Origin of the sequence: Nonomuraea sp. MTCD27 (assembly GCF_041950495.1) — a bacterium.
Taxonomy (GTDB): Bacteria; Actinomycetota; Actinomycetes; order Streptosporangiales; family Streptosporangiaceae; genus Nonomuraea.
On sequence record NZ_JBGNUW010000027.1, the window covers coordinates 138,344 to 157,637 of the forward strand.

Consider the following 19,294-nt stretch of genomic DNA (forward strand, 5'->3'; position numbering starts at 1 on the left):
AGGCCGAGCCACCATCGAGCACGTCACCACCGTCGTCATCGGCGCCGGCCACGCCGGCCTCGCCGCGAGCCACTTCCTCAGCGAGCGGTCCATCGATCACCTGGTGATCGAGCGCGGCGAGGTGGCGAACTCCTGGCGGCGCGAACGCTGGGACTCCTTCCGGCTGCTCACCCCCAACTGGCAGAGCCGCCTGCCCGGCCTCGCCTACGCGGGCGCCGACCCCGACGGCTACCTGACCACGAAGGAGGTGACACGGTTCATCGAGCGCTTCGCCGCGCTCTCGCGCGCTCCCGTCAGGACCGGCACGACCGTCACGTCCGTACGACCTGCCGACGACGGCTACCGCGTGACGACGAGCCGCGGCGAGATCGGCTGCCGGGCGCTGGTCATCGCGAGCGGCGCCTGCAACCGGCCGGTGGTGCCGCCGTTCGGCGAGGCCGTGCCGCCGTCCGTGCGGCAACTGACGCCGTTCGACTACCGTGCGCCCGACCGGCTGCCCGACGGCGGCGTGCTCGTCGTCGGCGCGTCGGCCACCGGCGTGCAACTGGCCGCCGAGCTGCGGCGCTCCGGGCGGCCGGTGATCCTCTCGGTGGGGGAGCACGTGCGGTTGCCCCGCACCTATCGCGGGCGCGACGTGCTGTGGTGGATGGACGCCTCCGGTGTGTGGGACCAGCGATACGACGAGATCGACGACCTCGCGCGGGCCCGGCGGCTGCCCTCGCCCCAGCTCGTCGGCACTCCCGAGCGCGCGACGCTCGACCTCAACGCGCTCACCTCGATGGGCGTCGAAGTGGTGGGCCGCTGGGCCGCCGTCCGCGACGGCCGCGCGCTGTTCTCCGGCGGGCTGCGCAACGTGTTCTCCCTCGCGGACCTCAAGCTGGAGCGCCTGCTGGCCACGTTCGACGCATGGGCACGTACGCGCGACCTCGAGCTCGGCCCGCCGGAACGCCTCGCGCCGACCCGGGTGCCCGCGTCGGCGCGGCTGCAACTCGACCTGCGTAGCGGCGAGATCCGCACGATCGTGTGGGCAACGGGTTTCCGCCCCGACTACGGCTGGCTCGACGTCCCCGTGATCGACGACAAGGGCTGGCTGCGCCACGACGGCGGCGTCGTCGACGGCCCCGGGCTGTACGCGCTGGGGCTGCCCGTGCTGCGGCGGCGCAGGTCCACGTTCATCCACGGCATCGAGGCCGACTCCCGCGAGGTGATCGACCACCTCGCGGGATACCTGGCCGTACGGCGGTGAACGTCGCGAACATGCGGGATGTCGGCCGAGCTGGACATCGTGGCCGCGGTGCGGGCGGGCGATGCCGGACCGGGACCTGCGTGATGAGGTGAACCCCTTCCTCGCCGACCGGCCTCAGCAGGCAGAACGTGAACCGCCGACCGTGGCGGGAGCGAACTCGCGCACCGCCCGGCAGGTCCACCACCACTGCTGGACGTCCGGCCGCACAGGGGCCGCCCGGGATGTGGCCGGTGTTGGGCCGGAACTGCTCGTACAGGCCGCGCAGCAGGTCGCCCGGGGCAGGAACCTGCAGCGACGCTGACTCCTCCGGCCACGCGGAGGTCGCGTGGGCAGTGGCACGGCGCCTCATTTCTCCTCAGTATTACCTATTCAAATGGTAGGTTATATGGGTAAAATATGGCATGCGTGATCGGTCCTTACGGTTGTTCGTGAATGTCATGGGCGTGCTCGTCCTCCTGCTCGGCGGCGTCGCCTGCGGCGGCGAGACGTCGCAGGCCGCCGAGGGCGGCCAGACGCTACGGGTGGGATACCAGCGGTTCGGCGCCCTTACGCTCGTCAAGGCCCGAGGTGCGACGCCCGGCGTGACGTGGTCGCTGTTCGAGAGCGGCCCGGCGGTGACCGAGGCGCTCAAGGCCGGATCCATTGACGTCGGCTACACCGGCGAGGCGCCGCCGATCTTCGCCGCAGCGGGGAAGACCGACTTCAAGATCATCAGCACGTCCGCCGAAGTGCCGCAGGGCGAGGCCGTCCTGGTCAAGGAGGCTGGCGGCATCACGACGTTCAAAGATCTCAAGGGCAGGTCGATCGCCCTCAACAAGGGCTCCAACGTCAACTGGCTGCTCGTACGGCTGCTGGAGAAGCACGGCATGACGATCAAGGACGTCGATGTCAAGTACCTCAAGCCGGCGGAAGGACGGCCCGCGTTCGACAACGGTCAGGTCGACGCGTGGATCATCTGGGACCCGTACTTCGCCCTCGCCGAGCGGCCCGGCGTCAAGGTGCTCGCCGACGCGACCGGGCTCGCGGGGAACCGGGAGTACCTGCTCGCGTCGCCCGAGGCGCTGGAGGCCAAGTCCGCGCAGATCAAGCAGCTTCTCCAGCAGCTCCGCGAGGCCACGGAGTGGGGCATCGCCCACCCGGAAGAGCGCGCCCGGCTCCTCGCTCCGGAGCTGAAGATCCCCGAAGACGTCGCCAAGCGCGCCCTGGCCCGCAGCGCCAGACCCGTCGCCCCGGTGACACCCGCGATCGGCGCGGAGCTGCAGCGCATCGCCGACGGCTTCGCCGCGCTCGCGCTCATCCCCGGCAAGGTGGACATCGCCGGCCGAGTGGACGGCAGGTTCAGCGAGGTGCTGCGGTGACGACGACACCCGTACGGGCCTTGCGGACGGAACGCGACCGGACCCGCCCACAGCAGCGTTCGCGGCCGCCGCAGGCCACGCGCTGGCGGCGGATCGTCACCCCACTGCTCATCGTCGTCCTCTGGGAAGGCGCCTCCCGGGCCGGGATCCTGCCCCCGGACAAGTTGTCGGCGCCCAGCGACGTGCTGGACGCGGGCTGGCGGCTGGCCGCCGACGGAACGCTCTGGCACAACCTGCTCGACTCCCTGATCCGGGCCGTCATCGGCCTGGCCATCGGCGGCGGGCTCGGGCTCGCGCTCGGGGCGGTCGCCGGGTTGCTGCGGATCGGCGACGACCTGGTGGACCCGCCCGTCCAGATGGCCCGCATGCTGCCCCACCTGGGCCTGGTCCCGCTGCTGCTCATCTGGGTCGGCATCGGTGAGCCACTGAAGATCTCGCTGGTCGCGCTGGGAGCGTTCTTCCCGGTCTACCTCAACACCTACAGCGGCATCCGCGACATCGACGAGCGGCTGGTGGAGGCGGCGCGCACCTGCGGCCTGTCCGCCGCAGCCCGGCTGCGGCACGTCGTGCTGCCCGGCGCGCTGCCGTCGTTGTTCCTGGGCCTGCGCCTGGCGTTCGGCGCGGGCTGGCTCAGCCTGGTGGTCGGCGAGCAGGTCAACGCGGACAGCGGGCTCGGCTTCATGATGATGGAGGCCCGCGAGTTCGCCCAGACCGACATCGTCGTGCTGGGGCTGCTCATCTACGCTCTGCTCGGCCTGCTGTCCGACCTGGCGCTGCGTACGGCGGAAGGGAGGGCCCTGGCATGGCGGCGCGGCCTCAAGGCGAGCTGAGCCCCGCCACCCCAGCGGTGGACATGGCGGCGGCCATGACGGCGGCCATGACGGCGGACATGACGGCGGACGCGGTGGTCGCCGCGCAGGGTGTCACGCGCGCGTTCGGCGACACGACTGTCCTTGACGGTGTCGACCTGCGCATCCGTAGAGGCGAGGTGGTCGCGCTGCTCGGCGCCAGCGGCTCCGGCAAGAGCACGCTGTTGCGCGTCCTGGCGGGTCTCGACTCCGGAGCGGACGGCGAGGTGAGCACCAGCGGGCGCACTGCGGTGGTGTTCCAGGAACACCGGCTGCTGCCGTGGAAACGGGTCGCCGACAACATCGCGCTCGGTCTGCGCGGACCGGACCTGGCCCGGCGTACGGCGGCGGCACTGGCGGAGGTCGGCCTCGCCGACCGTGGGCGGGCCTGGCCCGCGGAGCTGTCCGGCGGCCAGGCGCAGCGGGTCGCCCTGGCCCGCGCGCTCGTCCGCGAGCCCGACATTCTGCTGCTCGACGAGCCCTTCGCCGCCCTGGACGCGCTCAACCGGCTCAGGATGCAGGCGCTGTTCTTCCGCCTGCGCGGCGAGCACGACTTCGCCGCTCTCCTGGTCACGCACGACGTGAACGAGGCGCTGCTGCTCGCCGATCGTCTCCTCGTCCTGGAGGACGGGCGCATCGCCGAGGACACCCCCGTCACGCTCGCGCACCCGCGCGCGCAGGACGATCCAGGCTTCGGCGCCCTGCGCCGCCACCTGCTCACCCGCCTGCGCGTGCCCTTACGTCCCGACCAGTCCTGACGCAGGTCAGGACGGCTCGGGTGGTAGTGACGTTTCCCCAGGTCGGCGTATCTGGTCCATCGGCTGACCCGGTCGGTGCCGGAGCGGGCTCGCGAGCGCTGGTTCCGCCTCGGGCAGATCGGGTCGGCGTCGTTGGTGTCGCTGGCGCACGGCACCAACGACGCGCAGAAGACCATGGGTGTCATCACCCTGGCCATGATCGTCGCTGGAACCCTCAGCGAGGACGCCGGCACGCCGCTGCGGGTCATCGTGGCCAGCGCCGCCGCGATCGCGCTCGGCACGTACGTGGGTGGCCGGCGGGTGATCCGGACCCTGGGCAAGGGGTTGACCGACATCGAGACACCGCAGGGCTTCGCGGCCGAAGGCTCGTCGGCGGCGGTGATCTTCACCTCGTCCCACTTCGGGTTCCGGGAGCGCTGGCTTGGGCGGCGGCCGGCCGGGAGCGCGGCGATGCCCTGGCGGGTCAGGTCGAGCCTTGCGGGCTGAGGCCATCCAGCAGGACGGTGAGGTAGGCATCGACGAGGTCGGGTGAGGATGGCTGGGCGCGCGCGATGGCCAGGGCGGTCTGGCTGATCAGTGTCGTGGTAACGGCGGGGTCGAGGTCGGTACGGACGGCGCCGTCGCGGCGGGCGCCTTCGATCATCTCCTCCACGGTGGCGACCAGGTCGGCGCGCAGGGCGGTGGTGGCGGGCAGGTCCAGACCGCCCAACTGGTCGTTGATGGCGTGGTGCGCGGCCTGGAAGGCGAGCAGTTCGCGGAGGAAGGTGCGCAGGGCCTGGTACGGCGTGGTTTCGGTGAGCAGGTCGCGGGCGCGTTGAACGACCGGTTCGAGCAGGCGGGAGACGGCGGCGTCCAGGAGAGCGTCCTTGCCGCCGAAGGCGCGCACGACGGTCGCGGCGCCCAGGCCCGCGCGGGTGGCGATCGCTTCGACCGTGAGGGTTGTACCGGGTTCGGCCAGCAGCGCGGTGGCCGCTTCCAGGGAGAGTCGGCGGTTGCGCACGGCGTCGGCACGGCGTCGGCTTCCCGTGGGCGTTGACAACTGGAATGGCCCTTCCACATAATCAATTGGAATGTGCATTTCACTTAAGTCTAGCGTGAGAGGCTGGCATGAACGAGCGCATCCTGATCTCAGGAGCAAGCATCGCCGGCCTGACCTTGGCCCACTGGCTGGCACGGCACGGCTTCCGGCCCACGGTGGTCGAGCGTGCGCCCGTGTTGCGCCTGGGCGGCAACGGGGTCGACGTGCGAGACGACGCGGTCACGGTGGTCGACCGGATGGGACTCCTGCCACGGGTACGGGAGCTGGGCACGGACGTGCGCGGCATGAAGTTCGTCGACGCCGCCGGCCGGGCCGTCGCCCGGATCGACACCCAGGACCTGGCCTCCACCGAGATCATGCGCGGCGACCTGGTCTCCCTGCTGCGCGAGGTGACCGATGTGGACATCGTGCTCGGCGACTCCATCCGCGGCTTGGAGCAGGACGATGACGGCGTGACCGTCACCTTCGAGCACGCGCCCGCCCGCCGCTTCGACCTGGTCGCCGGGGCCGACGGCATGCACTCCAACGTCCGGCGGATCGCCTTCGGGCCGGAGGAGAAGTTCATCGCGTTCAAGAACCACTATTTCGCCTTCGCCAACACCGACGCCGTGCTCGGTGAGGATCGCTGGGTGACGATGTTCAACACCCCAGGCAAGATGACCGGGATCTACCGGTCCGGAAACCATGCCCAGGCCAAGGCGTACTTCATGTTCCGCTCCGCTCCGCTGGACTACGACCGCCGGGATATCACCGAGCACAAGCGTCTGGTCGGCAGGGCGTTCGCGGGCCAGGCGTCCTGGCGGACCAGGGAACTTCTCGACTCGGCCCTGACCGACCCCGACTTCTACTTCGACGCCCTGGGCCAGGTGCGGATGGACTCCTGGTCCAACGGACGCGTCGTCCTGGTCGGCGACGCCGCCTGGTGCGCGTCCCCCGCATCGGGCGCGGGCGCCGAACTCGCCCTGGTCGGGGCCTACCGCCTAGCCGGAGAGCTCGCCGCCGCAGGCGGCGACCACCGCGTGGCTTTCCCCCGCTACGACGCAGCACACCGTCCACTGGTGGACAACAAACAGCAAATCGGCCCCAACGTCCGCCTCATGGTGCCCAAGACCGAAGGCGGCCGCTGCGTCCGCGACCTCGTGGCCCGCCTGCCACTGATGAAAGCCATCGGCACAGTGGAACGCCGTGTCCAGGCCAGGAATGCCCGCCCCCTGCCCCACTACACCCGGGCCGCCTGAACCGGGCCGAAGCCATCCCCGCCACTTCGGTGACAAGCAAACTGGCCGCCGGCGGGGAATCGCAGCCACGGCCACTATCACCTTCCGGCGGTGTCGTCTCCCCAGGCCGGATCACGAAGGGCTGGTCAGCTGTGCCGGAGCAGGCGATGCTCGCGCTCCAACCGTCTTGGGCGCCAGCTCGTGCTGAGTGGTGCGCTCCTCTCGTAGTCGAGCTGGTGGTCCGTCCAGAGGTAGCTCTCGGGAAGCAGGCCGGTGACGGGCACCAACCGGAGCCCGTCGTTTGTCCTGACGATGACCTCAAGGGCTGAGACGTAGTCGAGGAGGACCTGGCGGCAGCGGCCACATGAGTGCACGACGCCTCGGTCACGGTCACCCACGGCGACGATGGTGCCGAGGTCATAGATGCCCTGGGTGGCGGCGGGCCGATCAGGACCAGCTCTGCGCAGGTGTCTCCGGTGAAGTGATAGGCGTTCACCGCGGTGACGATCCGGCCGCCTCGGACGCGGGCGGCAGCCTCCATGGTGTGGTTCTCGCCCCGGCAGCGTGTGGCCGCGACGTGCGCCGCCGCCTGGATCAGTTCGTGGTAGACACGGTCGGGCGATGTCGGCCCTGTCGACGACGGAGCGTAGGCGCCGGTCGACGTGGCGGCGCGGCTGCCGGTTCGAAGTCGGGGCGCCAAGCGGCCTACCCCGGACGGTCATCGCGCTCGGTGGGGGCGGCCTCGCGCGGGGCGGCCACAGCCCGCTCGGGCGTTCTCTGCGTCGGCCAGGGCGGTGTACCGGTGTCGGACAGGACGCGTAGCCCGGTGCTGCCGAGGAACTCCAGCACGCTGCTTGTGGTGTGGCGAGTTCCTCTACATTGGAGCGTCGCACCGTTCGTCTCGTCCGTCACGTCTGCCCTTGTCGTCTGCAGAGGAGCGCCCTGGATGAACTGGCTCTACGTCGTGGGGATCATCCTCTTCCTCCTTGGGTTGATGGTCTCCATCGCGCTGCACGAGCTCGGCCACCTGGTGCCGGCCAAGCTCTTCGGCGTCAGGGTGACCCAGTACATGGTGGGCTTCGGCCCCACGGCGTGGTCCCGGCGCAAGGGCGAGACCGAGTACGGCATCAAGTGGATCCCGTTCGGCGGCTACATCCGCATGGTGGGAATGCTGCCGCCGCGCCCCGGAGATGATCCCGCCAAGGTCAGGAGCACGGCGACAGGGCCCTTCCAGGGGCTCATAGAGTCCGCCCGCGAGATCGCGCTGGAAGAGGTGCGTCCGGGCGACGAGAACCGCGTCTTCTACCGCAAGAAGTGGTGGCAGAAGGTCATCATCATGTCCGGCGGGCCGTTGATGAACTTCGTGCTGGCGTTCGTCTTCTTTACCATCCTGCTGGTCGGCATCGGCCTGCCTACCGATGCCCCGATCGTCTCGTCCGCCACCGAGACGTGCGTAATCCCCAGTTCCGAGCGGCGCGCCGCCTGCGAGCCCGGCGACCAGCTCACCCCGGCCGCGCAGGCGGGCCTCAAGCCGGGCGACCGCATGGTCTCCTTGAACGGCCAGAAGATCGGCTCCTGGGACGACGCCGTCCGCCTGGTCCGCTCCCATGGTCCGGGCCCGGTCGAACTCGACATCGTGCGTGACGGCAAGCCGATGACGGTTGACGTCACGCTCATCGCCCAAGACCGGCCCAGCCTCGACGACCCCGAGAAGATCGACAAGAACGTCGGTTATCTCGGCGTGCGGCCCACCGAGGTGATGGAACGGCAGAGCTTTGGCCAGGTGATCGGCTACATGGGCGGGCTGACGGCCAGGGTGGCGGGCTCGATCTTCAACATGCCGGAGAAGATGGTCGGCATCTGGCACGCGGCCTTCTCCGGCGAGGAGCGCGACCCCGAGGGCCCGGTGGGCGTGGTCGGCGCGGGCCGCTTGGGCGGCGAGATCCTGACCTCCGACCTGTCCAACGAGGAGAAGATCGCCACCTTTGTCAGCCTGCTGGCCGGCTTCAACCTGGCGATCGGCATGTTCAACCTGATCCCGCTGCTGCCACTGGACGGCGGCCACATCGCCGGCGGGCTGTGGGAGGGCATCAAGCGGGCCTACGCCAAGGTCATGCGGCGGCCGAAGCCCAAGCACGTCGACATCGCCAGGGTGCTGCCCCTGACGTACGCGGCTGCGCTGGTGATGATGATCATGGCAGGCCTGCTGGTCTACGCCGACCTGGTCAACCCGCTCACACTGACGAACTGACGGAAGTAGTCGGCGGACCTCGTCGGAAACTCCGCCCGCCCTCCACCAGCCGCGCATGCTGGGCGAGATGGTCCGCACACCCCGCAGGCGTGGAACTGCTCCACCGCCACCGAAGGCTGGTCGCTCAGGTGGAGAAGGGCCTCGCCTGCCGTACCAGCACGAGCCCGGCCGTGTAGAGGAGGGCGTAGCCGAGGGGGAGCAGGGCGCCGGCCGCCGTGGCGGCGAGGCTGACGGCGGCGACCAGGGCCAGCAGTGTCGCGGCCACGGCGTACTCCCTCACGGCCGTGGCCGCCGCCGCGAGTACGCCGATCATGCCGAGGGCGGCGAGCAGGTCGGCGACCAACCAGGCGTCCAGCAGTCCCGCCTCCGCGACCAGGCGCAGGAGGGGCAGAGGGAGGGACGGCGTCCAGATGTACATTGGACCGCCGCCGGCCAGGTTCGCGATCGTGGGGATCATGACGAGCACCAGCAGGACACCTGCCGGAGACCTCAACGGAGGTTGGCCAGACGGTAGCCGTCGCCGTTGTGCCACAGCAGCCAGTCGCCCGCCGCCAGCATGACGTCCGGGCTCTTGTATCGCGTGCCGGTGACCGGATCGAGCAGGACCGAGGTGGCCCCGGTGTTGTAGGTGATGAGCCGGTTGCCCGCCGTCATCCACGGGGAGACCCCCTGCGTCGGTGCGGGAACTCCGGGCAGTGCGGACATCGGCCCCCAGGAGTCGCGCGGCATCCACCGCAGCGTGCCGTCGGCCACCCAGGCGAACCACTCGCCGGATGCGGCCGCGTACCACTTCTGGTCCGGAGCGTCCATGGTCTGCGCGCGGACCCCCTCCGGCAGCGGATGCTCGGCCGTCACCTTTCCGGTCTCGACGTCGAGGATGCGCAGCACCTTGTCGTTCGCCCGGTCGGCGGTGAACAGGTGGGGGTAGGAGAACGCCACCGCCACCCCGCTCGCCGGGTCCCCGGCCTTGACGACCGTACCCACCTGCGCGCATCCCTTGGCCGCCCAGGGCTGCCGCATGACGTCGTTGCCGACGATCACGCCGCCGTCCACCCAGACCTGCCCTCCGGGCTCTGTGCCCTGCGGGCTGATCGTGCGTGTGCTCCCGTCCGCCGTGCGGCACCGTTGGGCGGCCGACGAGCCGTTCAGCTCCGTCCAGGTGCGGAAGTCCGTGGCCGTCCCCAGCCCCGACCGCGCCGGGAAGCCGAGTTCCTGGGGCGTGCCGCCACTCGCGCCGGCCTCTGCCACTTGCCCGTCAGGTGTCGTTCCCAGCACCGTTCCGTCGCTGCCCAGGGCTGCGGGCGTGAACGGCTCGCCCCGCGCCGTGCGGCTCTCGACGTCCACGACGCTCGCCACGTTCAGGAGGCGACGCAGGGCCTGTTCGATACCGAGGCCGGCAGGGATGTTGACGTTCGCCTGGTCCGGGGTGGGTGTCACGGTCTTGGTCATGGTCGGTTCGGGCCGCGTGGACACTGTCACCGTCGGCTCGGAAGACCGGGTCGATCCGGGGGTCGATGCGGGGGTCGGGCTCAGGTTCGCCGTGGTTGCGGCCTCACCGTTCCCGCCGCGTACGGCCAGGGGTACGGCCACCAGGACCGCCGTTGCTCCCGCCGCGGCGGCCAGCGCCAAGGCCCGCCTGTTCCTGCGGCGCGTGGCCACGGCCCGGTGGATCCGATCTGCCAGACCGGGCGGCGGATCGCCCGGGGAAGACTCGCTGAGCAGCGCGGCAAGACGGCGTTCCAGGTCATCCATGCTCGATCTCCTCGGTCTTGACGGCCTCACGCAGCCGGGCGAGCCCTCGCGACGCCTGGCTCTTGACGGTCCCGCGGCTGCACCCCAGTAACCGGGCGATCTCCTCATCGCCGCGTTCCTCGACATAACGCAGCACCAGTACGGCCCGCATGCGCGGCGGCAGCCCGGCGATCCTGGAGCGGATGCCGTCGTCGTCCAGCAGGCGTTCCAGTCCCACGTCCTCCGCCGCCGGCTCGGGGGGCGCCGACACGCTCACTTCGCGCTTGGGCCGCCGCCATCGGTTGGCCATGATGCGGACCATGGTGGTGCGGACGTACCCTTCCGGGTCGTCCTTGCGTCTGATCGCGTTCCACCGCAGGCCAGTTCGAGTGAGCGCTTCCTGCACCAGGTCCTCGGCGTCGTGCCGGTTCTGGGTCAAGACCATGGCGTAGCGATAGAGCGCCGGCAGCCGCTGCGCCGCGAATCTCTCAAACGTCGGGTCGTCCACTCATACCTCCGGCCTCCAAGGACACTCCAGCCGGTCGGATGGTTGAGTGGCGACGGAAGAATGTCGCAGACTTCCACCGTGCACGCGCTGCCGGCGCCGCGCGGATGCCGTGTTCTGCTCGGCGCGGTGCCAGGTCCGCATCCGGCGGGCCCGGCGAAGTGAGGACGGCAGGCAAGACCGGGGAAAGGGGAGCCGACTGCCCGGGGCGGCGGGGGTCGGTGTCAATGACGACGCCGCTCCGGCGTTGCCCGCCCACGCAGCCTTGACCTGGTGCGGCGTCCTGCGCCGCGGCGGCCGCGGCGGCCTCGTCGATCAGCTCGGTGACTCCGTACGGATGTTGATCAGGTTGTCGATCGCTTCATGCCAGGGCATGCCCTGGCATGGCCGGTGCGGCCGAGCCGGTCCAGAAGGGTGGCACGAGCGCGCTCAGCTCCAGATCGCCGCGCTCGAACGCACCGCGGACGACCTCGCTCATGCCGAGCGCGGTGGCCGCACCCGCCGGATCGCCCTCCAGCAGCTGCCGGGCCAGGAGCTGGGCGGCCAGCGGAAGGGGTTACGGGGTGTGGTGGCCTCCGCGCGGATGGTCAGTCGAAGTCGTCGTCGAAGGCGGCGCGGAGAGCGGCGGCGATCAGGCCGGGCAGGTCAGGGCGCCCGTCCTCCTGGGCCCAGCGCATCAGGGCGACGAGCATCGCGGCCAGGCAGGTGCTGGCCGCGACCCAGGTGCGGAACTCCGTTTCGGGGTCCGGCGCGTCGCCGAGCAGGGCGTCGACGATGGCCTTCTGGGTGGCGAACTGGCTGTCCAGGTGGCGGGCGCGCAGGGCCGGCGTGTCCATCATCAACCGCACTCGGGCGAGCAGCAGGTCCTTCTCGGGCGATGAGCGCGCCCCGAACGCGTCGTCGGCGGGTTCGGCGGCAGTACGGCTCGTTTCAAGCAGGGTGCGGGTGGTTTCGACGAGGGTCCGTCCGATCCGGCGCACCACGGGCTCGTCGGCCGGTCGGGCCGCGACCCGGGCCGCGATGAGGGGGTCGTACCGGTCGTAGAGCACCAGGTCTTCCTTGGTGGGGAAGTGCCGGTAGACGGTCATCGGCGAGACCCCGGATGCCCTGGCGACGTGGTCGACGGTGGTCGCGTCGTAGCCGTGCTCGACGAACAGCCGCATCGCGTGCGACTGGATCATGCGCTGGGTCTCCGTCCGCCGGCGTTCGCGCAGATTCGGTCTTTCGCCACTCATGTGCGATACAGTACCGTACTGGTAGTTACTAACATGTCGAGAGTCACTAACACATCGGAGTGCGTGAGATGAGCAGACTGGCTGGCAGGACCGCTGTGGTGACCGGAGCCTCGCGCGGCATCGGACGGGCCATCGCCCTGCGTCTGGCCGCCGACGGCGCGGACGTCGCCGTGCACTACGGCGGTAGCGAATCCGGGGCGAACGAGACGGTCGCCATGATCGAGAAGGCAGGCGGGCACGCCTTCGCCGTCCGGGCCGAACTGGGCACGTCTGGGGACGTCGACACCCTGTTCACCGGCCTGGAGCGCGGTCTGGCCGGGCGAGGGCTGGACATCCTGGTCAACAACGCCGCGGCCCTCCCGGCCGGGCCGATCGAGACGGACACCCCGGAGCAGTTCGACCGGCTGTTCGCGGTGAACGTCAAGGCGCCGTACTTCATCATCCAGCGGGCGCTCCCGCTGCTGCGCGACGGCGGCCGGATCATCACCCTGACCTCGGTCGCCGCCCGGATGGCCCTGCCCGGCCAGACCTCCTTCGCCATGGGCAAAGGCGCTCTTGAGACGATGACCCTGACCCTGGCCAGTGCGCTGGGGATCCGGGGGATCACGGTCAACGCCGTCGCGCCCGGCGCCACCAAAACCGACGTCAACGTGCCCGTCTTCGAGGCGCCGGGCGTCGAGGAGCTCATCACCGGCCAGACCGCCCTCAACCGCCTCGGCCGGGCCGAGGACGTCGCCGACGCCGTCGCCTTCCTCACCTCCGACGACGGCCGCTGGATCACCGGCCAGGTCATCGACGCCAGCGGCGGCCTCCACCTCGGTGCCCGGAGCTGACCCCACAGCCCCCGCCACCGCCGCCATCTGACGTTTCATCGCCGGCCCCGGGCTCGGCCAGGACAGTCCCTTCGGCACCCAAGGCCACCGGCCCGTGGCGGTCGCGCGTACCTCCTCGGGCCAGTGACCGTAGCCTCGGTCCACGGGCCCGCGTCCGGCTGGACGACCTCCTCCAGGAGCTCGACGGCCGGCCGGAGCAGGTCTGGCTCAGGCTGCTCGGTGCAGCGTCGCCATCCGGCGGCCGGCCCTCCCCGTCGCGCCAAGCACCAGGACCGGCATCAACGCCATGCCCCCGCTGCCGCCGCGCGCGCGACATAGGTCTCGAAATCGCGGGCCGGGCGACCCAGGACGTGGTGCACGTCGTCGGTGACCTCAGCGGTCACACCGCGGCGCATCAGGTCGAACATCTCCCGGGCGTAGCTTGCGGCCTCGGGGGAGAACCCCTGCGCCACCAGCGCGGCGACGAACTCCTCGGGCGAGACCTCGACGTAACGGACCGGCCGGCCCGATGCCCGCGCGATTTCCTCGGTGGCCTCGCCGAAGGTGAGCCCCCGCGGGCCGGACAGCTCATAGGTGCGGCCGGCGTGCCCGGGCTCGGTGAGCAGCGCCACCGCCACGTCGGCGATGTCGTCCACGTCGATGAAGGGCTCCACGATGCCACGGGCGGGCAGCGCCAGCTCACCCGCCATGATCGGAGCGTGAAAGAAGTCCTCGTCGAAGTTCTGGCTGAAGTTCGTCGGGCGCAGGATCGACCACTCGACGCCGCAGGCGCGCACAGCCTCCTCGGCCGAGCGCACGTCCAGGCCGAAAGGAGAGTCGCCCCAGGTGTCGGCGCCGCGGCCGGACAGCAGCACGAACCGGCGCACGCCGGCGGCCACCGCTCTGGGTACGAACTCGTGCGCGGGACCCGGCACCTCGGGCGCGATGACGTACACCGCTGAGACACCGTCGACCGCGTCGTCCCATGTGGCCGGATCCGCCCAGTCGAAGCGCATCTCACTCGATCGGGAGGCCGCCCGAACGGTCTTGCCGGCGGCCCGCAGCCTGGCGGCCACCCGCCGGCCGGTCTTTCCCGTGGCACCCAGTACCAGGAATACGTCTTGGCTCATGCATCTCAGGAAACCGTGCCAGGCGTGGACTTTCCATGGGTCAAAACCGCGCTTCGCATGTCCATCCGTCTACGCTTCGGTCATGGACGCCTTTGCCGATCTCCTGCGCGGGGTACGCGCCAACGGCTCTGTCTTCGGGCACTCGATCCTGTCGCCGCCGTGGTCGTTGCGGTTCGCCGACGGCGCGCCGCTGACACTATGCGGCCTGCTTGGAGGCGAGGGGTGGATCATGGCCGAGGCACAGGCGCCTCAGCGCATCACGGTCGGTGAAGCGGTGGTCGTGCGCGGCCCACAACCGTTCTTCTTCGTCGACGATCCGGCCACGAACGCGCCGGCGGCCTCCGACGGCGGGGAGCAGCGCGCGATCCCCGCGAACGGCGGCACGGTCCACCGTCCCGGCCGGCGGACCTACGGCGACCCCGACGGGTCCACGACGCTGATCGTGGGCGCGTATCCGGTGCGCGGCGACATCGGCGGGCGGCTGCTCAAGGCGCTGCCTCCGGTGCTGACCGTGCCCGTGGACGGCGACACCGCCGCGGTGCGCGAGTACATCGCGGCGGAGGTCGCGCTCGATCGGCCGGGACAGCAGGTGGTGCTCGACCGCCTCTTGGACTGGCTGCTCGTCTGCACCCTGCGCGCCTGGTTCGACCGCCCGGACACCAGCGCTCCGGCCTGGTACACGGCGCTGAGCGACCCGATCGTGGGCGAGGCGCTGCGACTCATGCACGACGACCCGGCGCGCCCCTGGACGGTGGCGCAGCTGGCCTCCCGGACCGGCGTCTCGCGCTCCGCCTTCGCGCGCCGGTTCACCACGCTCGTGGGCCAACCCCCGCTGGCCTACCTCACCGAGTGGCGCATGACCATCGCCTCGGACCTGCTCATCGAACCGGACGCGACCATCGCCGACGTCGCCAACCGCGTGGGCTACGCCGACGCGTTCAACTTCAGCGCGGCATTCAAGCGCGTCAAGGGCATGAGCCCGAGCAACCATCGATCACAGCACGCGTGACCGGTCGCATCGACACGCGCATCACTCTCCACGCCTGACCAGCTTGACCTCACGCGGCATCAGGCCACGTCTCGAAGTCCCCGTCCGCGACAGCCCGGGCCGTTGTCCCAGCCGGCCAGGCTCAGCTCCCGCTCGGCGGTGGCGCGCGCCGGCCGGGGCCGTCTTGGACTGCGGCGGCGAGGATGTCGCCAGGACGGGTACACGGGTACGGCCGCGACACCGGATGGCCAAGGCGAGTGCTTCGTGAGTGGCGGCGGGTGTGGTGTCAGGTGGGATGACGAGCAGGTCGAGGTGCTCGATGCTTGAGATAATGGGTGACCGATGGTGCGGAACCAGTCCACTTTGACCTGGCGGCCGGGGGCGGCGATGCGGTGCGGGATGTTGTGCCAGTGTCGATCTGCAGGCCGACGCGCAGGACACGCCGCTCCTAAGTGCTGGTCTATGGCGGTGATCAGGGCGGGCAGCTCCGCGCCGGCGTCGTAGCCGGCGGGCCACCATGCCCGTCCACCGGGCCCCGGCGTGCGAGGTCGGGATCCAGGCTGAGCCGTACCTGCTCAGGGCCGGTCATGAGGAAGGCTCGCGGCGTCGTGCGGCCAGGCGAGCCGGAGTCGGCCAGCGTACGTCACGGGCCCAGCCGAACCGCTCCAAGAGCCGGATCAGCCGGGCGGAGATGTCGATCTGGCCGGGCAGCACCCCGTGGCGGGCGCAGGTGGGGTCGGCGTGGTGGCCATTGTGCCAGCTCTCGCCGAACGACAGGATCGCCAGCGGCCAGAAGTTCGCGGCCCGGTCCCCGTTGCGGGTTTTCAGCGGCCGCTCGCCGAAGACATGGCAGATGGAGTTGATCGACCAGGTGACGTGGTGCAGCAGCGCGATCCGTACCAGGGCTCCCCAGAAGAACGCGGTCAGCGCGCCGCGCCAGGTGCCGGTGGCCAGCAGGCCGACGGCGGGCGGCAGCAGCAGCGAGGCCGCCACCAGCGGCCCGAACAGCCGGTCCACCCGGCGCATGTCGGCGTCGGCGAGCAGGTCCTTCGCAAAGCGCTGCCGGTTGGTGCGGTCACGCTCGAACATCCAGCCGACATGCGCGAACAGCAGCCCTTTGGCCAGGCCGCGCACGCTGTGCCCGTAGCGCCAGGGCGAGTGCGGGTCGCCGTCGCGGTCGGCGAAGGCGTGATGGCGCCGATGGTCGGCCACCCACTGGATGACCGAGCCCTGCACGGCCAGAGACCCGGCCGCGGCCAGGCCGATCCGCAGCGACCGCCCGGCCTTGAACGCGCCGTGCGTGAGGTAGCGGTGAAAGCCCACTGTGACGCCGAGCCCGGTCAGGACGTAGGCGCCGGCGGCGATCGCTACGTCGGTCCAGCTCAGCCCCCATCCCCAGGCCACTGGCACGGCGGCGGCGAGAGCCGCGAACGGCACCAGCACGAATACCCACAACGCGACCACCGCCGCGACCGATTTACGCCCGTCGATGATGGGTACCGCGCTGAGCCGCTCCCGATCGACGACGCCTGTCCCCGTCGACTCCATGCCAATTTCTCCCATCAAGCGTGCAGCGTCTTTCGCCCCCTTTGAACTGGTTCGCCTGCCCACGCCTTCAGCGATCACACTCCCCTTGGGCTGTTTTGGGATTGCCGGGGTGCTCTGGTGGCGAAAGCGTTCTGGGCGTGGGGGTGTTGGCCGGTCAGCGGTTCTGGCGGCGGCGCCGGCGGGCCAGGCGGCGGAGCTGGGTGATGCGGGCGGTGCCGAGCACCAGGGTGAGCAGGATCCCGCTGAGCATGGCGATCAGCATCGCGACCGCGAGCGGCAGCGTGCCGTGCAACCCGAGGAAGGAGACCTGCGTGGGGACGGTGTTCTGCAGCATGAACACGATGAAGGCGACGGACACGAGCGCGGCGGCCCATACGCCCGCCCAGGCCACGCTGGTGCGGGTGACGGGCACCGGCCGGGAGTCCTCGACGCCGGAGCCCGGGTCCGCGGGGCGCACGGCCGGCGCCGACGAGCTCTCGCCTTGGGGCACATCGGCCTCAGCCGTCTCAGCAGATGGCCCGGATCCGGAACGGAAGCGGCGCAGGATGTCCATGACAACCCTTTCGGTGAGCCGGCCTGGCAGGCACCTCAAAAGCGCGGGATGTCGTCGTTTCCGGATACCTCGACTTTACGTCACTCGCCCGGCATACCAAGGGGTACTCGCTGAGCGGCCACTCCGATGCTCAGGGAGGTTCGCCTTCGCACTCGGCATCGGCGTGAATCCCGGGTTGTGGGGCGCCGCAACGCCGGCAGTTCTTTCGCATGAGGGGTGGCACAAAAAAATGCCCGCGCCATGACGCGAGAATCTTCTCGCACGCCACAGCACAGGTTGAGCTTTCTGCGATGTTCAGCTGATGATCAGCTCTTGTCGCGAATCACATCGTAGTTGGAGAACTCGATCGGGCCCTCGCACAGTTTGGCCATGTGCGCGTTGAACCGGTCGGTTTCCGGAAGCTTGCTGTTACGCTGGGCCTCCTCGTAGGAGGAGAACTCCACGACGGCCACGTAGTGATCGGGGCGATCGCGGTGCTTCGCCACGACCTCGCGTCTTACATAGCGCGTCCCCTCGGTCTGTGTCCGCCACTCGTTCATGAGCGACTCGACTTCCGTGGCGCGTTTGGTGTCGAATTCCAGAATCTGTACGAAGCTCATAAGAGCCTCCCCTTTTCCTTGGCTTGCATCCTTATTCAATACCCATCCGAAAGAAATAGCAAGGAAATGTCGCACAAATTAGCGAATTCCACTCTCGGCATAAGGTGGTGTGAGGTCCACGCCAGTGAAAATATCCGGCCGATTTTGCGGGCCGGCGGGGCCCAAAAGCCACGATCCGGCAGGTCAGCACGATCCAGTGACTTTTCCTGAAAGATCTCGCCGGGCCCCGTCTACGCTGCTGAGGCGAGGGTCGCCGACACGTGTTATCGCCCGAGGGCTTCGCGCGGTGTCGGGCTCCGGTCCGGGCCGTTGTCGATCGAGTGTCGCTCTGGACAGCTCGCCCGCGTTCCGTGCCCGGTCCTGGCGGGGGCAGCAGCTGACACTGCTGTGGCACGACGCCAACGCCTCACCCCACATCGCCACCGTCGTCGACAGCGCCCGACGCCTCGCCGAACGGCTCGGCTGGCTGGAGCCCGCCGCCCTGCCCGCCGGACCACCGCCCGGCGAAGACGCCCCGACGGCCACCAGCCACATCGATGAGCCTGTCTGATGCCCCGATGATCGGTACTGGAGATGGAGCCTTCCCGGGATCGCCTACTTCCGGTACGGCACCCGGGAGTGCCGGCTCCAACTGAACGAGTTCGACGTGTCGGTGTCGGGCGCCCAGGCGGATTGGGCAACGCCCTGGGCATCGCGCTCGGGAGACAGGTTGCTGGAAGCAGCCGGACAGGCCTTCACCAGCGGCCAGAACGTAGTCGGCGTGATCAACGCCGTCATCGCACTCGGCCTGGCCGCGCTCGCACCAGCCGCCTTCCGGCACCTCAAGCAGTAGCCTCGCGGCACGCGATCGCGAACCACCCGCCGCGTCGTGCGGACCATCTCCGTATGGGTTACGTGGAAGCCGACGGCAGGAATGATCATCGTACGACCATGGACAGGGGAGATCTGTTGGGCACGGTGGTGCTGGAGGAAGAAGGGGCCGGTGCTCACTCGGCACGAGCGGGAGGTCCAATGGCCGGCGATGTGGACCGCCCTGGGTCGTGCGCCCCGGACGATCGATGCCTACGCTCGCGGCCTGGCCGAGTACCTGTGGTGTACGACCGCGAGGGCGCCGCGATCCAGGAGCACGATGAGTGCCCGTCCGCCTGTTCGATCCGCCCGTGGTCGTGGTGGCGATGAATGTCTGAGTCTGGGCCACACGTGGGCGCGGTTTTTGGTGATGGGTTCCGATGATTTGCCGGGCCGGCTAGGGCGTGTATTTGGTTGTGATCAATCTGCGGGATCCGCCCTCGTTTCGGGGTCCGATCCGGTAGATCGTTTTGCGTGACGCGAGTGCAATTGACGGATGTGGAGTGGGAGTTCATCGAGCCCTACCTGCCGATCGGTGGGTTCGGCCCGTACCCCGAGCGGCTGCGGCAGCAGTTCGAGGGCGTGATCTGGCGGTTCCGGACGGGCGGGCAGTGGCGGGAGATGCCG

General features: G+C 70.0%; 23 protein-coding genes and 1 pseudogene. 13 read left to right on the forward strand and 11 right to left on the reverse strand.

Annotated elements, in window-relative coordinates:
- Window positions 1-37 precede the first annotated feature (37 nt).
- From ACBJ59_RS52450 to ACBJ59_RS52475, 6 genes are all read left to right on the forward strand, one after another.
- A complete protein-coding gene (locus ACBJ59_RS52450) occupies window positions 38-1,246 on the forward strand; it encodes an NAD(P)-binding domain-containing protein (protein WP_375117507.1) in 1,209 nt (402 codons plus the stop codon).
- 61 nt (window positions 1,247-1,307) lie between these two features.
- On the forward strand, window positions 1,308-1,547 hold the full coding sequence (locus ACBJ59_RS52455) for a hypothetical protein (RefSeq protein WP_375117479.1): 240 nt from the start codon (window positions 1,308-1,310) through the stop codon (window positions 1,545-1,547).
- Between the two features lie 100 nt (window positions 1,548-1,647).
- Window positions 1,648-2,604 carry an aliphatic sulfonate ABC transporter substrate-binding protein gene (locus tag ACBJ59_RS52460; protein ID WP_375117480.1) on the forward strand — a complete coding sequence of 319 codons (957 nt, stop codon included), beginning with the start codon at window positions 1,648-1,650 and terminating at the stop codon, window positions 2,602-2,604.
- Window positions 2,601-3,434 carry an ABC transporter permease gene (locus ACBJ59_RS52465; RefSeq protein WP_375117481.1) on the forward strand — a complete coding sequence of 278 codons (834 nt, stop codon included), beginning with the start codon at window positions 2,601-2,603 and terminating at the stop codon, window positions 3,432-3,434. Before ACBJ59_RS52460 ends, ACBJ59_RS52465 begins: the two co-directional genes overlap by 4 nt.
- A gap of 35 nt (window positions 3,435-3,469) precedes the next feature.
- Window positions 3,470-4,210 carry an ABC transporter ATP-binding protein gene (locus ACBJ59_RS52470; protein ID WP_375117508.1) on the forward strand — a complete coding sequence of 247 codons (741 nt, stop codon included), beginning with the start codon at window positions 3,470-3,472 and terminating at the stop codon, window positions 4,208-4,210.
- Between the two features lie 75 nt (window positions 4,211-4,285).
- Window positions 4,286-4,696: an anion permease gene (locus ACBJ59_RS52475; RefSeq protein WP_375117482.1), complete on the forward strand. Its 411-nt coding sequence runs from the start codon at window positions 4,286-4,288 to the stop codon at window positions 4,694-4,696.
- Here the strand turns inward: ACBJ59_RS52475 and ACBJ59_RS52480 are convergent.
- On the reverse strand, window positions 4,674-5,288 hold the full coding sequence (locus ACBJ59_RS52480; RefSeq protein ID WP_375117483.1) for a TetR/AcrR family transcriptional regulator: 615 nt from the start codon (window positions 5,286-5,288) through the stop codon (window positions 4,674-4,676). The genes ACBJ59_RS52475 and ACBJ59_RS52480 overlap by 23 nt on opposite strands.
- Window positions 5,289-5,317: 29 nt before the next feature.
- Between ACBJ59_RS52480 and ACBJ59_RS52485 the strand changes: the two genes are divergently transcribed.
- Window positions 5,318-6,487, forward strand: coding sequence for an FAD-dependent monooxygenase (locus tag ACBJ59_RS52485; protein WP_375117484.1), 1,170 nt, complete (start codon window positions 5,318-5,320; stop codon window positions 6,485-6,487).
- Window positions 6,488-6,612: 125 nt separating this feature from the next.
- On the opposite strand, the gene ACBJ59_RS52490 is transcribed toward ACBJ59_RS52485, so the two are convergent.
- Window positions 6,613-6,864, reverse strand: a complete 252-nt coding sequence (locus tag ACBJ59_RS52490; RefSeq protein ID WP_375117485.1) for a hypothetical protein — start codon at window positions 6,862-6,864, stop codon at window positions 6,613-6,615.
- Window positions 6,865-7,412: 548 nt separating this feature from the next.
- Between ACBJ59_RS52490 and ACBJ59_RS52495 the strand changes: the two genes are divergently transcribed.
- On the forward strand, window positions 7,413-8,717 hold the full coding sequence (locus ACBJ59_RS52495) for an RIP metalloprotease (RefSeq protein WP_375117486.1): 1,305 nt from the start codon (window positions 7,413-7,415) through the stop codon (window positions 8,715-8,717).
- Window positions 8,718-8,841: 124 nt separating this feature from the next.
- On the opposite strand, the gene ACBJ59_RS52500 is transcribed toward ACBJ59_RS52495, so the two are convergent.
- From ACBJ59_RS52500 to ACBJ59_RS52515, 4 genes are all read right to left on the reverse strand, one after another.
- Window positions 8,842-9,174: a hypothetical protein gene (locus ACBJ59_RS52500; protein WP_375117487.1), complete on the reverse strand. Its 333-nt coding sequence runs from the start codon at window positions 9,172-9,174 to the stop codon at window positions 8,842-8,844.
- 32 nt (window positions 9,175-9,206) lie between these two features.
- On the reverse strand, window positions 9,207-10,469 hold the full coding sequence (locus ACBJ59_RS52505) for a hypothetical protein (protein WP_375117488.1): 1,263 nt from the start codon (window positions 10,467-10,469) through the stop codon (window positions 9,207-9,209).
- Window positions 10,462-10,956 carry a SigE family RNA polymerase sigma factor gene (locus ACBJ59_RS52510; RefSeq protein WP_375117489.1) on the reverse strand — a complete coding sequence of 165 codons (495 nt, stop codon included), beginning with the start codon at window positions 10,954-10,956 and terminating at the stop codon, window positions 10,462-10,464. Before ACBJ59_RS52510 ends, ACBJ59_RS52505 begins: the two co-directional genes overlap by 8 nt.
- A gap of 584 nt (window positions 10,957-11,540) precedes the next feature.
- Window positions 11,541-12,188 (reverse strand): helix-turn-helix domain-containing protein, encoded by a 648-nt coding sequence (locus tag ACBJ59_RS52515; RefSeq protein WP_375117490.1) that lies wholly within the window; start codon window positions 12,186-12,188, stop codon window positions 11,541-11,543.
- Window positions 12,189-12,256: 68 nt separating this feature from the next.
- Here ACBJ59_RS52515 and ACBJ59_RS52520 point away from each other — a divergent pair, with 68 nt between their 5' ends.
- Window positions 12,257-13,021 carry an SDR family oxidoreductase gene (locus tag ACBJ59_RS52520; protein ID WP_375117491.1) on the forward strand — a complete coding sequence of 255 codons (765 nt, stop codon included), beginning with the start codon at window positions 12,257-12,259 and terminating at the stop codon, window positions 13,019-13,021.
- 278 nt (window positions 13,022-13,299) lie between these two features.
- Here ACBJ59_RS52520 and ACBJ59_RS52525 read toward each other — a convergent pair whose 3' ends face one another.
- Entirely contained in the window at window positions 13,300-14,130 is an 831-nt protein-coding gene (locus ACBJ59_RS52525; RefSeq protein WP_375117492.1) for an NAD(P)H-binding protein, read from the reverse strand.
- An 82-nt stretch (window positions 14,131-14,212) separates the two neighbouring features.
- Here ACBJ59_RS52525 and ACBJ59_RS52530 point away from each other — a divergent pair, with 82 nt between their 5' ends.
- Window positions 14,213-15,139, forward strand: a complete 927-nt coding sequence (locus ACBJ59_RS52530) for an AraC family transcriptional regulator (RefSeq protein WP_375117493.1) — start codon at window positions 14,213-14,215, stop codon at window positions 15,137-15,139.
- A gap of 59 nt (window positions 15,140-15,198) precedes the next feature.
- On the opposite strand, the pseudogene ACBJ59_RS52535 reads toward ACBJ59_RS52530, so the two are convergent.
- The 4 genes and pseudogenes from ACBJ59_RS52535 to ACBJ59_RS52550 all read right to left on the reverse strand — a co-directional run.
- A pseudogene (locus tag ACBJ59_RS52535) lies at window positions 15,199-15,633 on the reverse strand (DUF5994 family protein); the annotation flags it as partial.
- 70 nt (window positions 15,634-15,703) lie between these two features.
- Window positions 15,704-16,666, reverse strand: a complete 963-nt coding sequence (locus tag ACBJ59_RS52540) for an acyl-CoA desaturase (protein ID WP_375117494.1) — start codon at window positions 16,664-16,666, stop codon at window positions 15,704-15,706.
- A 154-nt stretch (window positions 16,667-16,820) separates the two neighbouring features.
- Window positions 16,821-17,123, reverse strand: a complete 303-nt coding sequence (locus ACBJ59_RS52545; RefSeq protein ID WP_375117495.1) for a lipopolysaccharide assembly protein LapA domain-containing protein — start codon at window positions 17,121-17,123, stop codon at window positions 16,821-16,823.
- Between the two features lie 401 nt (window positions 17,124-17,524).
- Window positions 17,525-17,818, reverse strand: coding sequence for a hypothetical protein (locus tag ACBJ59_RS52550; RefSeq protein ID WP_375117496.1), 294 nt, complete (start codon window positions 17,816-17,818; stop codon window positions 17,525-17,527).
- Window positions 17,819-18,104: 286 nt separating this feature from the next.
- Between ACBJ59_RS52550 and ACBJ59_RS52555 the strand changes: the two genes are divergently transcribed.
- From ACBJ59_RS52555 to ACBJ59_RS52565, 3 genes are all read left to right on the forward strand, one after another.
- Window positions 18,105-18,368, forward strand: a complete 264-nt coding sequence (locus tag ACBJ59_RS52555; RefSeq protein WP_375117497.1) for a hypothetical protein — start codon at window positions 18,105-18,107, stop codon at window positions 18,366-18,368.
- A 96-nt stretch (window positions 18,369-18,464) separates the two neighbouring features.
- Window positions 18,465-18,650: a hypothetical protein gene (locus tag ACBJ59_RS52560; protein WP_375117498.1), complete on the forward strand. Its 186-nt coding sequence runs from the start codon at window positions 18,465-18,467 to the stop codon at window positions 18,648-18,650.
- 491 nt (window positions 18,651-19,141) lie between these two features.
- Window positions 19,142-19,294, forward strand: a 153-nt coding sequence (locus tag ACBJ59_RS52565) for a transposase (RefSeq protein WP_375117509.1), incomplete at its 3' end; no start/stop codon positions are given.